The sequence below is a fragment of the Hoylesella buccalis ATCC 35310 genome (assembly GCF_025151385.1).
In the GTDB taxonomy this organism is placed as follows: Bacteria; Bacteroidota; Bacteroidia; order Bacteroidales; family Bacteroidaceae; genus Prevotella; species Prevotella buccalis.
Genome location: NZ_CP102287.1, coordinates 3,066,844 through 3,080,710 on the forward strand (window position 1 = coordinate 3,066,844; position 13,867 = coordinate 3,080,710).

The 13,867-nt window shown below is 47.5% G+C and carries 11 protein-coding genes; 3 read left to right on the forward strand and 8 right to left on the reverse strand.

The features are described from left to right. Positions 1–153 precede the first annotated feature (153 nt). A complete protein-coding gene (locus tag NQ518_RS12615; RefSeq protein ID WP_227205961.1) occupies positions 154–504 on the forward strand; it encodes a MerR family transcriptional regulator in 351 nt (116 codons plus the stop codon). 213 nt (positions 505–717) lie between these two features. On the opposite strand, the gene NQ518_RS12620 is transcribed toward NQ518_RS12615, so the two are convergent. From NQ518_RS12620 to NQ518_RS12640, 5 genes are all read right to left on the reverse strand, one after another. Continuing rightward, a complete protein-coding gene (locus tag NQ518_RS12620; RefSeq protein WP_227205963.1) occupies positions 718–2,988 on the reverse strand; it encodes a RelA/SpoT family protein in 2,271 nt (756 codons plus the stop codon). Positions 2,989–3,016: 28 nt separating this feature from the next. Continuing rightward, the gene (locus NQ518_RS12625) at positions 3,017–4,384 is read right to left on the reverse strand and encodes a lytic transglycosylase domain-containing protein (RefSeq protein WP_227961592.1); all 1,368 of its coding nucleotides are present in this window, start codon (positions 4,382–4,384) and stop codon (positions 3,017–3,019) included. Positions 4,385–4,426: 42 nt separating this feature from the next. Beyond that, positions 4,427–5,173 carry a DUF5683 domain-containing protein gene (locus NQ518_RS12630; protein WP_227961590.1) on the reverse strand — a complete coding sequence of 249 codons (747 nt, stop codon included), beginning with the start codon at positions 5,171–5,173 and terminating at the stop codon, positions 4,427–4,429. An 18-nt stretch (positions 5,174–5,191) separates the two neighbouring features. Beyond that, positions 5,192–6,100 carry a ParB/RepB/Spo0J family partition protein gene (locus NQ518_RS12635; RefSeq protein WP_227205969.1) on the reverse strand — a complete coding sequence of 303 codons (909 nt, stop codon included), beginning with the start codon at positions 6,098–6,100 and terminating at the stop codon, positions 5,192–5,194. Positions 6,101–6,232: 132 nt separating this feature from the next. Further along, positions 6,233–6,997, reverse strand: coding sequence for a ParA family protein (locus NQ518_RS12640; protein ID WP_040562687.1), 765 nt, complete (start codon positions 6,995–6,997; stop codon positions 6,233–6,235). A gap of 195 nt (positions 6,998–7,192) precedes the next feature. Between NQ518_RS12640 and surE the strand changes: the two genes are divergently transcribed. Together surE and lpxB are read left to right on the forward strand one after the other, a co-directional pair. Further along, positions 7,193–7,996: a 5'/3'-nucleotidase SurE gene (gene surE / locus NQ518_RS12645; protein ID WP_227961588.1), complete on the forward strand. Its 804-nt coding sequence runs from the start codon at positions 7,193–7,195 to the stop codon at positions 7,994–7,996. A 91-nt stretch (positions 7,997–8,087) separates the two neighbouring features. Then, on the forward strand, positions 8,088–9,236 hold the full coding sequence (lpxB, locus tag NQ518_RS12650; protein WP_227961586.1) for a lipid-A-disaccharide synthase: 1,149 nt from the start codon (positions 8,088–8,090) through the stop codon (positions 9,234–9,236). A gap of 308 nt (positions 9,237–9,544) precedes the next feature. On the opposite strand, the gene NQ518_RS12655 is transcribed toward lpxB, so the two are convergent. From NQ518_RS12655 to ftsH, 3 genes are all read right to left on the reverse strand, one after another. After that, the gene (locus NQ518_RS12655; RefSeq protein WP_227961584.1) at positions 9,545–10,627 is read right to left on the reverse strand and encodes an SGNH/GDSL hydrolase family protein; all 1,083 of its coding nucleotides are present in this window, start codon (positions 10,625–10,627) and stop codon (positions 9,545–9,547) included. A gap of 193 nt (positions 10,628–10,820) precedes the next feature. Then, positions 10,821–11,684, reverse strand: a complete 864-nt coding sequence (locus NQ518_RS12660) for a phosphatidate cytidylyltransferase (protein WP_227961583.1) — start codon at positions 11,682–11,684, stop codon at positions 10,821–10,823. 121 nt (positions 11,685–11,805) lie between these two features. Continuing rightward, complete coding sequence (ftsH, locus tag NQ518_RS12665) at positions 11,806–13,839, reverse strand: ATP-dependent zinc metalloprotease FtsH (RefSeq protein WP_227961581.1); 2,034 nt, start codon at positions 13,837–13,839, stop codon at positions 11,806–11,808. Positions 13,840–13,867: the final 28 nt, after the last annotated feature.

A 13,867-nucleotide genomic window follows, 5' to 3' on the forward strand; every position in this document is an offset into this window, starting at 1 on the left:
TTGTTGATTTGAAAGACGTGGTTGAATACATGGCATGGCGAGGTGTTCTTCGAAAACTTGTTTTAAAAGAATGGCTTGGGGATATGCATCTTTTCAAAAAAAATAAGTATATTTGCAATAGAAATCCAGCTTTTGACTTAAAAATTAACGACAATGGCACTGAATCCCAATAAGAATGTGAAGCTTTACTACTCCATTAAGGAGGTGGCCAAGCAGTTTGGTATCAATGAAAGTACATTGAGATACTGGGAAACCGAGTTCCCCCAGTTGAAGCCAAAGACTGTGAGTTCGACCAAGGTGCGGCAGTATACAGATGGCGACATCGAGGAGATTCGCGTGATTTATAACTTGGTTAGAGTGCGCGGTTTTAAGCTGTCGGCCGCCAGAAAGATGCTGGGTGCCAATAGAAAAGGTGCCGAAAAGAGTTCGGAAGTGCTGGAAACATTGCTGTCTGTGCGCGATCAGTTACAAGAATTGCGCAAACAGCTGGATATGATTGTGTGAGGGGTGAGTTTATTAGTTTTTGAGTTGATGAGTCTTTGAGTTGGTAAGTTTTCGAGTTTTTAAGTTGACAAAGGAAACCGTATGGTTCGGTTTCTCGTTCGTTAACGCCTCACCTCAACCCCCCAAATGGCCTATCAACTCGCAAATCCAAAGATTAATAAACACTACACTTGTCAACTCGTAAACTCGTGAACTTGTAAACTAGGATTAAACTTACATAATTTGTTGAATCTCTTGCAAGCCTTTTACCTTTTTCAAGCTGTTGATGATGTTCTTTACTTCTTGTCGATTATGAACGAGAACCTCGATTTTACCCATAAAAATATCTTCCTTGCTGGTCAGTGAAAGATTGTGCATGTTGACGTTCATCTCATCTGAAATGACATCCACGACATCGTGCAACATGCCTTGACGGTCGATGCCTCTGATCTCGATGGTGGCGTTGAAAAGGCGGATGTTGCGCATATCCCACTTAGCATCCAGCAATCGATTGCCGAAACTAGACTTCAGTTTGCTGGCCACAGGGCAGTTGCGCTTGTGTATTTCTACGTGGTTTTGGTTGTCAATGTAGCCCAGGATGTCGTCGCCGGGGATGGGATGACAGCAGGAGGGGAAGAGGTAGGTGTCAATGTTGCCGTCGTTGATGACGATAGCCTTCTTCCGATTGAGTGTATTATCGACGGTGAATGGCTCGGCCTTCTTATCCTGTTCGTCTTTCTTGTCATGTCCGATGAAGGGTACATACTTGAGCCAATTGCTGGGTGAGGAGCTTTTCTTTTTCTTGTTCAGCTCGTCCAAGTCTTTTTCTGTCAAGATAACCGACTTATTACCGATACACAAAAACAGGCTCTCATGTTTCTTTAAGTTATGAAATTCGCATAACTTGTCGAGGACGGATGTGGTCATTTCCATGTCATTGCGCTCCAACCAGGCGTTGAGAAATGCTTCGCCTTGCTTTTGTATCTCTCTGTTGTTGCGCCTGAGGATGGCCTGTATCTTTGCTTTAGCCTTGGCTGTGGTGGCAAAGTTGAGCCAAGAGGGCTGCACATGTTGCGACTTGCTGGTTAATATCTCTACCTGATCACCACTTTGTAGCTTATGACTCAGCGGAACCAACTTATGATTGACCTTGGCTCCGATACAATGACTGCCCAGTAGGGTGTGTATCTGGAAAGCAAAGTCGAGCGCAGTGCAGCCGGCAGGCATGGTCTTGATTTCGCCCTTGGGGGTGAACACGAATATCTCGGAGGCGAAGAGGTTCAGCTTGATGGCATCGAGAAAGTCCATGGCATCGGGCTGTGGGTCGTCCAAAATCTCCTTGATGGTGCGCAACCATTCATTCAGTTCGTTCTCATCCTCGGTATATTCACCTTTGTCTTTGTATTTCCAGTGAGCAGCAAAGCCTTGTTCGGCCACCTCGTTCATGCGGTCACTGCGTATCTGAACTTCAATCCAACGGCCTTGTTTGCTCATCAAAGTGACGTGTAGGGCTTGATATCCGTTGGCCTTTGGATGGCTCAACCAGTCGCGCAGTCGGTCGGGATGCGACTTGTAGATGCGGCTGATGGCCACATATATTTTAAAGCATTCGTCAATTTCGTCGGCCCTTACCTTTGGTGTGAAGATGATTCGTACGGCCAAGATGTCGTAAATTTCGTCGAAGGTGACATGCTTCGTTTGCATCTTGTTCCATATAGAGTATGGACTTTTGACTCTTGCTTTCAGCTCATAGTCAATGCCCATGGCATCAAGGGTCTCCTTGATGGGCGCCGTGAACAGCTCGAAGAGGCGGTCACGTTGCTCCTTTGTGAAGGAAAGCTTGTTGGTAATGTTGGCGTATTCTTCGGGATGCTCGAACCGGAAGCTGAGGTTTTCCAGTTCGGTCTTAATCTTATTCAGGCCCAATCGATTCGCCAATGGCGCATATATATATAAGGTTTCGCCGGCTATCTTGTACTGTTTGTTGGCTGGTTGCGACTGCAAAGTGCGCATGTTGTGCAGGCGGTCACATATTTTAATAAGGATAACGCGGATGTCATCGCTCATGGTGAGCAACAGTTTCTTGAAGTTTTCCGCCTGAGCCGATGCCCTGTCGCCGAAGATGCCTCCACTAATTTTGGTGAGTCCATCGACTATTTGTGCAATCTTGGGGCCGAATATATTCTCAATGTCCTCAACGGTATAGTCGGTATCTTCCACCACATCGTGCAGAAGTGCCGAGCAGATGCTGGTTGACCCCAGTCCCATCTCCTCACAAGCAATCTGCGCTACGGCGATGGGGTGCATGATGTACGGCTCGCCCGAGAGACGTCTTACGCCTTTGTGTGCTTGACGTGCGAAGTTGAAGGCCTTGGTGATGATGTCTACCTTCTTTCTGTGACGGGAAGCCAAATAGGTGTCCAGCAGATGTTGGAACGCATCTTGGATGGTTTTTTCTTCCTGTTCGTCTTTACTTTCTTTATCTTGAATCTCTTGATTGTCCATACTCAATTCTCCCCATGATGGTTGAGCGTTACCTCACCCTTATTTTCTTTCCTTTCCTGATGTTATTACTTTTCAGGCCATTGAGCCTCTTGAGCTTCTTAACGGTCGTATGGTTGCGAGCAGCGATTTCGGATAATGTATCTCCTCCTCTAACGGTAACTGACTTGCTTGACGAACGTCTTCTTCGGCTACTGCGTGACGATTTACGCCTGCTGCGTTTGCTTTTGCTCCTGCTGTAGCTCTTGCGTGAGCTGTATGCCGATGTCCTGCCGCTCGAATAGCTGGGTACCTCTTGCGCTACTTCCACCTCTGATCGCTTGGTCAGCAGCACGTCGGCATTGTAAGCATATACCGAATCCTCTTGATCGATGAACGAATTAATCTTATCCACGGGCAGACGAAGAGTGGATGGCTTGGTGTATCCGATGACGATGTCCTTGCGATATTGCGGATTGAGCGACCGAACAAGCTCCTCATCCACGTTCAACACTTGTGCGATTTGCTTGAAATGAACGTCGCGGCTGACGAGGATGGTATCTGTCTTGGCTGGCAAGTCTGTTGTCATTGGGCAGATGTTGTGCTCGCAGTAGTAGTTCATGATGTAATTGGCTGCGATGAATGCCGGTACATATCCCCGTGTTTCGCGTGGCAAGTAGGGGTATATTTTCCAGTAATCCTTGCTGCCACCGGCACGATGGATGGCCTGTGTGAGTTTGTCTGGACCACAGTTGTAGGCTGCGATAACCAGGTTCCAGTCGCCAAAGATGCGGTATAGGTCGCTCAAGTAATTGGCTGCGGCGTACGAAGACTTGATGGGATCGCATCGCTCGTCAAGCAAAGAGTTGATTTCCAGACCGTAATTCTTGGCGGTAGTCAACATGAATTGCCACAGTCCCGTGGCACCTACACGCGACACGGCCTTGGGATTGAGTCCTGATTCAATCACCGGAAGGTATTTTAGCTCGAGTGGCAGGCTGTACGTTTCTAAGGCCTGTTCGAAGATGGGCATGTAAAAATTGGAGGCACCCAGCATGATACCTACTGCGTTGCGCAGCTCGTTGCTGTACCGGTCGATGAACTTTTGTACCACGTTGTTGTATGGCATCTCCATAATTGTGGGCAAACGGCGCAGGCGATCCTTATAAACATCTGGCTCGTAAGTCTTATTTACGTTTGGAAAGTTGCAATCAGCATCGCGTTTCAGGTATGTCTTGGTGTTGTAAAGGTGAAGCAGACTGTCAATCTCAGACGTCATAGCTTCGGGTAAGTCAAATGTTTCGTTTTCACCTTTTTCATTCGTCACGGTGATTTCTGTGTCGTCATCAACGACCTGCGCTTGCAGTGATGATGAGAATACAACAAGCAGGGTGACTATGAATAAATAAATCTTCTTCATGATTGGTTTCTTGTCTGTTTATTTGTTTGGCTATCTTTTGTTTCAGAATCTGAGGCTACAATGTATGCCCAGCCCGCCAGATTTCAAGGGATTTCTGTTCATATTGGTGTTGACAACCGTGGGTTCTAGGCGCAAACTCAAGTCGTCAGAGATGTCAAACTCTGACAAAGAGGCGTCAACGTAGGCATCGATCACCGACAAAGCGTAGACCCCGATGAGCGTGAAGAAGCTCAAGTCGCGCCAACGACGGTAGCGATCCTTGCGTTTTCTGAACAATTCTTTATATCTATCAATGTTCGATGCGTCGATTTGGTTGCCTAAATGCAGAAACTGGGTGTAGCTCTGCGATTGCGGATCGTTGTCCATCAGGTCGATGTAAGCTTGCGAATAGTCGTGATACATCTGGTTATTCCAGCGCATGGCATAGTAGCAGCCCACAAAACCACCATAGACAATGGGCAGCTTCCAGTATTTCCGGTTGTAGATTTGACCAGCTCCTGGCAGCACAACAGCCAGCCACATGGCTCGTTTGGCATCGGGTCGCCAGGTGTTCCAGTCGCGTTTGATTTTCTTCGCGGCCTTTTCTGTTTGTGCGAAGACAAGGGTGTCTGATGGGTTGACGGCCTTTTCTGCGGGAATGGCCTTGGCGTTGTTTTCTCCGATAATGACGCGTGGGTCGGTGTCCTTGATGCTGTCGCCCACTTGAATCTGGGCCTGACACCATGCTGCACACAGCAGAATGGCGCACGTCAAGCCGATACGAAGGGACGATGATAGGTTGTCACGCATGGTTTTCACGAAAGTAACTTAGTCTTTCAGTTTGTCAAAGATGTTCATCAGCCGTTCCAATTCCTGTTCGTTGGCGAAAGGAATGCTGATTTTGCCTTTTCCCTTGGCGCTACATGTCATTTGAACTTTTGTCTTCAGAAATGTTGATAAGCGCAGTCTCAGCACGTCAAACTCCTCAGGCAAGCCGCTCTTGGCCGAGCTATGCTTCTCTGATTTTCGCAGTTCCCCGCCGTTTTTGAGCTGTTGAGCCAGTTCTTCCACCTTTCTAACCGGGTAGCCATTCTTCTGCACTTCCTTGAACAGCTTGATTTGCATCGATGGACTTTCTACGGCCAACAAAGCACGAGCGTGCCCCATGTCAATCTCTTTCTTCTGCAAAGCCATCTGTACTTGAGCCGGCAGCTTCAGTAAGCGCAGGTAATTGGTGATGGCCGTGCGGCTCTTTCCCACGTGCTTTGACACTTTCTCTTGCGTCATGCCGCTCTTTTCCATCAGCTTTTCGTAAGCCAATGCTATTTCGATGGCATTGAGGTCTTCGCGCTGAATGTTCTCCACCAATGCCATCTCCATGACCGTTTCATCGTCTATCGTCCGAATATACGCGGGTATAGCCTCTAGACCAACGATTTGTGAGGCGCGCCAACGACGCTCACCAGCTACGATTTGATATTTGTCGGCGGCCACTTGGCGGAGGGTGATGGGTTGAATGATGCCAATTTCTCGAATACTTGATGCCAGTTCTTCCAACGCCTCTTGGTCAAATTCGCGACGAGGCTGGTTGGGATTGGCTTCAATTTGTTCGATGGGCACCTCGTTGATGGTCGAACTGCCTTGCGTTTGTATATTATCTGTCGAAATGAGAGCGTCGAGCCCGCGTCCTAACGCCGGAGCTTTTGTGGAATGACTATATTTTTTTCGTACTGCCATGTGTCTGTTTTACTTATAGGGAAGATGGAAAATGGTGGTTTTGGTTATGAATGGAACAACAGAGAATGTGTGTTAACGCTCGATGAAGAGATCTGTAGAATCCTGATATTCCGCTGTCTTAGTGTCTACTACTCAAGCGTTCTTGCCGATGATTTCCCTGGCCAAGTTCAGGTGGTTCTTGGCCCCCGACGAGTCGGCATCGTACAGGATGACCGGCAATCCGTGACTCGGACTTTCGCTGAGCTTCACGTTTCGCTGAATCACCGTCTTGAAGACCAGCTCCTGGAAGTGCCGCTTCACCTCGTCGTAAATCTGGTTAGCCAGTCGCAAACGACTGTCGTACATCGTCAAGAGAAAACCTTCGATTTCCAATTTCGGGTTCAGTTTGCTCTTGATAATCTTGATGGTGTTGAGCAGTTTGCTGATACCTTCCAGGGCGAAATATTCACATTGCACGGGAATGATGACCGAGTCGGATGCCGTGAGCGCGTTTACCGTAATCAAACCCAGCGACGGACTGCAGTCAATGAGTATGTAATCGTAGTCATCGCGGATGGGATCCAAGATGTTCTTGATTACTTTTTCTCGGTTGTCCAGGTTCAACATCTCAATCTCGGCGCCCACCAGGTCGATGTGGCTCGGTATGATGTCCAGTCCGGTAATGTCTGTGGTGTAGATGGCATCACGCACGTCAGCCTTGTTGATGATGCATTCGTATAGCGAACAGTCCACCTCCTTGATGTCTACGCCCAAACCACTGGAGGCGTTGGCCTGTGGATCGGCATCGACGATGAGTACCGATTTCTCGAGCGTAGCCAAAGATGCGCCCAGATTGATGGTGGTGGTGGTTTTGCCTACACCACCTTTTTGATTCGCTAAAGCTATGATTTTTCCCATTTTCAGTATCCTTCTAAAGACATTAAATTGTTGCAAAGTTACATATTTTGTATGACAAAGTACCCATTTAAACTTTTTTTCGTACTTTTGCATGAGAATTAATAGGAATATCACCAGCCGAATCAAGCAAATTTACTTTCTCACTTCAGAAAGTTTTCCTTGAGCTTTTCGGCTTGATTAAAAGCGTTAAAAGAGATGCAGACAGAGCGACCCTTGATTTTGATTTCAAACGATGACGGCTATCATTCACCCGGCATTCATGCCTTGGTAGACATGGTTTCCGATTTGGCAGATGTACTGGTCTGCGCACCCGAGGCGGCTCGTTCGGGCTTTTCGTGTGCTTTTTCGGCTGTTGAATATCTGCGATTAAAGCGCAGGAAGGACATCGGAACGGCTCAAGTATGGTCGTGCAGTGGTACGCCGGTCGACTGTGTGAAGCTGGCTCTCGACCAGTTGTGCCCCGACAGGAGGCCGGCTCTCATCCTGGGCGGCATCAACCACGGCGACAATTCGTCTGTAAACAACCACTATTCGGGTACCATGGGCATCGCCATGGAAGGCTGCATGAAGTACATTCCCTCGGTGGCATTCTCCAGTTGTTATTACGAGGAGGATGCCAACCTTGAACCGTTGCGTCCATACGTGCGGATGGTGGTGAAAAAGGTGCTGGCGGACGGACTGTCTAAGGGCATCTGCTTGAACGTCAACTTTCCTGCCCGACAAGTGTTTGAGGGTATCAAAGCGTGCCGGATGACGATGGGCCGGTGGGTCAACGAGATTGTAAAACAACATCATCCGCGTCAATACGACTATTATTGGGTGGTGGGCGAGTATCTGAACGACGAGCCCGATGCCGAGGACTCCGACCAGTGGGCACTCAATCATGGTTATGTTGCCATTACGCCCACTAAGATGGATGTCACCGCTTACGAGTTCATGGACGAGATCAGAGAATGGGGAAAACCAGTTGCCCCTTCAACTTTCAATGCCCAAGACTAACCCATGAAGGCTCTTTGAACCGCTTGCAGCTCGCTGAACACTCTATATTTTTGAGCGTGCGCACCATACTATATTCCAAAATCATGAGCTTATGAAGTATTATTTGATTGTTGGCGAAGCCAGTGGAGACTTGCATGCCTCGCACTTGATGATGGCTTTGAAAAAACAGGACAATGACGCTCGGTTTCGATTCTTCGGCGGAGACCTCATGACGGCGGTTGGGGGAGAGCGGGTGAGGCATTTCAAGGAAATGGCGTACATGGGTTTTATCCCCGTACTGCTGCACCTGCGAACCATCTTCAAGAACATGAAAATGTGCAAAGAAGACATTGTTCGGTGGCAGCCCGATGTGGTGATTTTGGTCGACTATGCCGGATTTAACCTGAATATTGCTAAGTTCTTGAAAACCAATACAAACATACCTGCTTATTATTACATATCGCCCAAGCTTTGGGCCTGGAAGGAATACCGCATCAAGAACATCAAGCGCGATGTGGCTGAATTGTTTTCCATCCTGCCTTTCGAGGTCCCTTTCTTCGAGAAAAAACATCATTATCCCATTCATTATGTAGGCAATCCGACAGCCGATGAGGTGCGTCAGTTTCGCGCTTCATACACCGAGAGTTTCGAGGAGTTTTGTCTCGCGAATCATCTTGACAAAAACAAACCTATTATTGCCTTGCTGGCAGGAAGCCGAAAACAGGAAATTAAGGACAATCTGCCTGCCATGATTCAGGCTGCCAACGCTTATCCAGACTACCAATCCGTGCTGGCGGGGGCGCCAGCTATTGAGGATGCTTATTACGAAGAGTACCTGACCGGCACGAACGTCGCTTTGGTAAAAAACAAGACTTATCCGTTGTTGGCCCATGCTGCGGCAGCTCTGGTGACCAGTGGTACGGCAACGCTCGAAACGGCTTTGTTCGATGTGCCGCAAGTGGTGTGTTACAAGACGCTCGTGCCCTGGCTCATACGCTTTGCGTTCAAGCATATCATTAAGGTAAAGTACATCTCTTTGGTCAACCTCATCGCTGATCGGGAAGTGGTGCGAGAACTGTTTGCCGACCGCTTTACGCTCGCGAACATCGTCAAAGAACTGGGACTTATCCTGCCGAGTGGCGGTGAACGCCCGAAAATGCTCGCCGATTATGCCGAGGTGCGTCATCAGTTGGGCGATCATGTAGCACCAGAAAATGCCGCAAAAATTATGGTTTCATTGTTGAAGGGCGAACGGCAGTAACCGAGTGGTGTCCGATCTTTTTAATGAGTCTCTTTACTCCTTGTCTATCAGTGCTTTACAAATTCGTTTCAAAGTCTATGAGTTTGACCTGTAAAGTCATTGAGTTTGCCCGCCAAACCCAATGACTTTGGCGGGCAAACTCAATGCTATTCATATGTGAGGGTAATGGCGTGCTGTTTCACGTTTCGTCAGAGAAGAATCTCGAATCACAGATTGCGCAATTCAATTCGTAATTGACCGAAGGCCGGATCGTGACGACTGCCTCTTTTAGTACGCTCTATGCCGTGGTATGAAGGTCATGTTTCGGTTTATTTGACAATCCCCATCTTTTTCATTTCTTGCAGCAGCACATCTGCCATTCTCATGAAACCAAGATCTGTAAAGTGAATGCCATCGACCGTTGCTTCGCCATCATTGCCGATGAGGTTGTCGCTGCTGATGTAATAGAGGTTGTTGTCTCCTTTTGCCTTGAGGGCCTGAAAACATTTTTTCAGTTCGATATTCTTGTCGTGGACAACTTTACTAATCTCTTGATCGTAAGTACCATGGGGAAATATGGGGTTTTCGATGAGCACGATTGGTGTATTTGGATTTTCTTTTCTGATGATGTTGACGAAAGGAATTGTCTTGTTCTTGACATCCTCCGGGCCGTTGTTCGGTGCAAAATCAAGGATGAACATCTGCGCATTCTTCTTTTTGGCAATGACTTCCGCCACATCCATGTCCAGTCTGCCGTTGCCGCTGAATCCAAGATTGATTACCTCGGTGTTGAGCCTGCGTTCTAATATGTTGGTGAAACTCATTCCTGGTCGGGCCGCACAACCTCCTTGTGTGATGCTCGTTCCATACACAACGATGGGTGCTTCTGTCCTCGGAAATGGCAGTGTGGGTTGGGCGATAGTCTTGGTTGAGTCGATGCCAATCTCAAGTGAAACAATTCCGTCATACAAGGGAAGGTAGAGCATGTATTCCCGCTCGATGGGCTTCATGTTGTCGATGATGACTTGCGTGGAAACTTTCGCCGTAGGTCTGCCTGTTTTCATGAAAACCCATTTGCCTTGATCCCAGGTATATAAGTCAAGTCCTTTGGTTCCGGTGGGTGACATGTGGTTCATGTAGGCATCGTTCAAGTTTTCCCATTTGGCAGCAATCGTTGTACTGTTGGTCTTGAACCTCACGGCGAGACCTGATGTGTGTTTGCCCAAATGCCAAACAGGAGGTCGGCAGGTGTTTTTTAATTCACGAGGCAAACGCTCGTATCTGGTTTCGGTATCATTGGATATTTTTCCAATAACCGGAAACTGATCGGCGTTGTAGTAAGTGATTTGCGAAAACACAAGGGTAGGTGACAATAAGACAAGGAGGAAAAAAATGACTTTGAAATGACGCATAAGTATGAGATTAATGTTATTGGTATGTAGATTCTTTCATGTTAACTCATTGTGTTATGCAAATTTAGAAAATTAAAGTATAAAGCACAAACAAAAGACATGAAAAATGTTTATGCAAGCAAACAGAGGCGAAATGTGGTGCAGATGATTCTTGAGATGAATCACCCTTGTTGGTTTTGGGTATGGGGTAAACTTACAACAAGGTGATGGAATAAAGATAAATTACGGCTGCCGGGATGGCCATCAGGGAGGAGTCGAAGCGGTCGAGCATGCCTCCGTGGCCGGGTAGAATGTTACCACTGTCTTTAATGCCTAATGTGCGTTTCAACAATGATTCTACCAAATCGCCCCAAGTTCCAAATATGACTACCACTAATCCTAATCCGAGCCATTCTATGAGGTTGAGTCCAGATAAGTTTTCCCCTTGCGATTCAATATAGTATATAATGGAAGCCATAATTAAAACGAGGATACCACCTCCGATACTCCCTTCCCAACTTTTAGCAGGCGAGATGCGTGGAAATAGTTTGTGCTTACCAAAGAGTGAGCCTGTGCAATAGGCGCCGGTGTCGTTGGCCCACAGAAAAATGAAGATACTCAGAGGAAGTAAGTAGTAAAAATGGGTTGCACCGTCTGGTGATTGTCTGAAAGCCAACACGTTGATCATCGAAAGCGGCAGCGCAATGTACAGTTGCGAAAGCATGGTGTATGCCCAGTCGTTCACGGCATCCTTGCTTTGTGTGTACAGATTGCTGATAAATAGGTAGACGATGGTGAGGAGATAGGGAACAAATACGGCATTGGTTTGGATGAAACCACTGTTGACACCTGCCACGGCAAGAAAGAAATAAACGCCGGCTACCGTTGTGATGAATCGGTTAACGGTAACGTTTTCACGGTCGTTTACCAATCCTGTAAACTCCCAAATCGTCATGCCAGTGATGAGTGTAAAGACGAATATCATGGCAACAGGGCGCAAAAAACAGGTTGTCATGATGGCAACGAACAAGACGCCAGTGATGGTTCGAGTGATGAGATTTTTAAGTTTTGGTGTCATGGATGGTTCATAGTTGACAAGTTCACAAGTTGACGAGTTCACAAGTTGATTGTGAGGAGTTGACAAGTCGACAAGCAATAAGTCTATTTACTCGTCAACTTGTCAACTAAAAACTCGTCAACTAAAACTCTTGTTTATTCTCTTTCAATGTTCTCTGATGTTCTTCTTCAGCCGCTTTTACTTCTTCAGGCATGTCTTCCAGCTTGGGTTCGTTGTCCTGCATGATTTCTTGTGAGCGGCTGACCCATGGGCGTTTGCCGAATATCTTTTCAACATCTTTAGCGAATATCACCTCGCGAGTGAGCAAAAGTTCTGCCAGTTTGGCATGGCCCTCTTTGTGTTCAGTGAGTATTTGCTTGGCTCTGTCGTACTGTTCGTTGATCATCTTCAGCACCTCGTCGTCAATAATCTTTGCCGTGGTCTCTGAGTAAGGCCGCTGGAACTGATATTCTTGGTTGTTGTAGTAGCAAATGTTGGGCAGTACATCGCTCATACCGGCGTAGGCAATCATGCTATACGAACTCTTTGTAGCACGCTCCAAGTCGTTAATGGCACCAGTGGAAATCTGTCCTACGCACAGTTCTTCGGCAGCTCGGCCACCCAATAAGGCGCACATCTCGTCGAGCATCTGCTCCTTGGTGGTGATTTGTCTCTCTTCGGGTAGATACCATGCGGCGCCTAAGGCTCTTCCACGCGGCACAATAGAGACCTTAACGAGCGGATGAGCATGCTCGCAGAACCATGAAACGGTGGCGTGTCCGGCCTCATGAAGAGCGATGGTGCGCTTCTCACCAGCCGTCATAATCTTGGTTTTCTTTTCCAGTCCACCCACGATACGGTCAACTGCATCCAGGAAATCTTGCTTTCCAACTTGTGTCTTATTGTGTCTTGCGGCAATCAATGCGGCCTCGTTGCATACGTTAGCGATGTCGGCACCCGAGAATCCTGGCGTTTGTCGTGACAGGAAGTCGATGTCCAAATCAGGTGCCACCTTCACTCTGCGAAGATGAACCAGGAATATTTCCTTGCGTTCGGGCAGGTCAGGCAAGTCCACACTGATTTGTCTGTCAAAGCGTCCTGCGCGTAATAGTGCATTGTCGAGCATGTCGGCGCGGTTGGTAGCAGCCAGAATAATGACGCCACTGTTGGTGCCAAAGCCGTCCATTTCGGTCAGTAAGGCATTCAACGTGTTCTCTCTTTCGTCGTTTCCGCCCATGGCAGGGTTCTTGCTGCGGGCCCTTCCTACGGCATCAATCTCATCGATGAAGATGATACAGGGTGATTTCTCCTTGGCTTGTCGGAACAAGTCGCGCACACGACTGGCACCAACACCAACGAACATCTCTACGAAATCGGAGCCACTCATGGAGAAGAAAGGCACACCAGCTTCACCTGCAACAGCCTTTGCCAGCAAGGTTTTACCCGTACCTGGAGGTCCTACGAGCAGTGCTCCCTTAGGTATTTTACCGCCCAGATCGGTGTATTTCTGTGGATTCTTCAGGAAGTCAACAATCTCTTGCACCTCTTGTTTGGCGCCAGCTTGTCCTGCTACGTCCTTGAAGGTGATGCCCAAGTCGTTGCCTTTCTCGTACATCTTGGCCTTACTCTTACCAACATTGAAGACGCCACCAGACCCTCCGGCACCTCCGCCACCCATTCTTCGCATCAGGAAAATCCACATGACGATGAGAAAAATGGGGAATGAAAGGTTAAGCAGAATGTTTACCAAGTCGCTTCCTTTCTCGTTCTCGTAGCTGAAGTCGGCAATTTTACCAGATGATTGTTCAGCTGTTAGGTATTTTTCCAGTTCGTCAACCGATCCAAATTCCACTTCAACGTAGGGAGAAGTGCCCGTCTGCTTGGCCGTCATGTTGAAGACATCGCGGATGTGTTCGGGCTTAACGTACATCTTCAATATATTCTGTTCCTTGTTGATGACCACATTCTTGGCGTAACCTTTTGCGATGTATTGCTTGAATTTCGAATAAGTAGCTTTCTTATTGGCGCTTGCGTTGCCCAGGGAGTTACCACCTCCGGTCATGAAAAATATGGCCAGTGTAATAGCAACAATTGCGTAAATCCAGTTCATGTTGAACTTAGGCATCTTGGGTTGGTTGTCGTTGTTATTATTGTAGGAGTTGTTTTTATTGTCCATAAAGATGAATTCTGTTATAATAGGATAG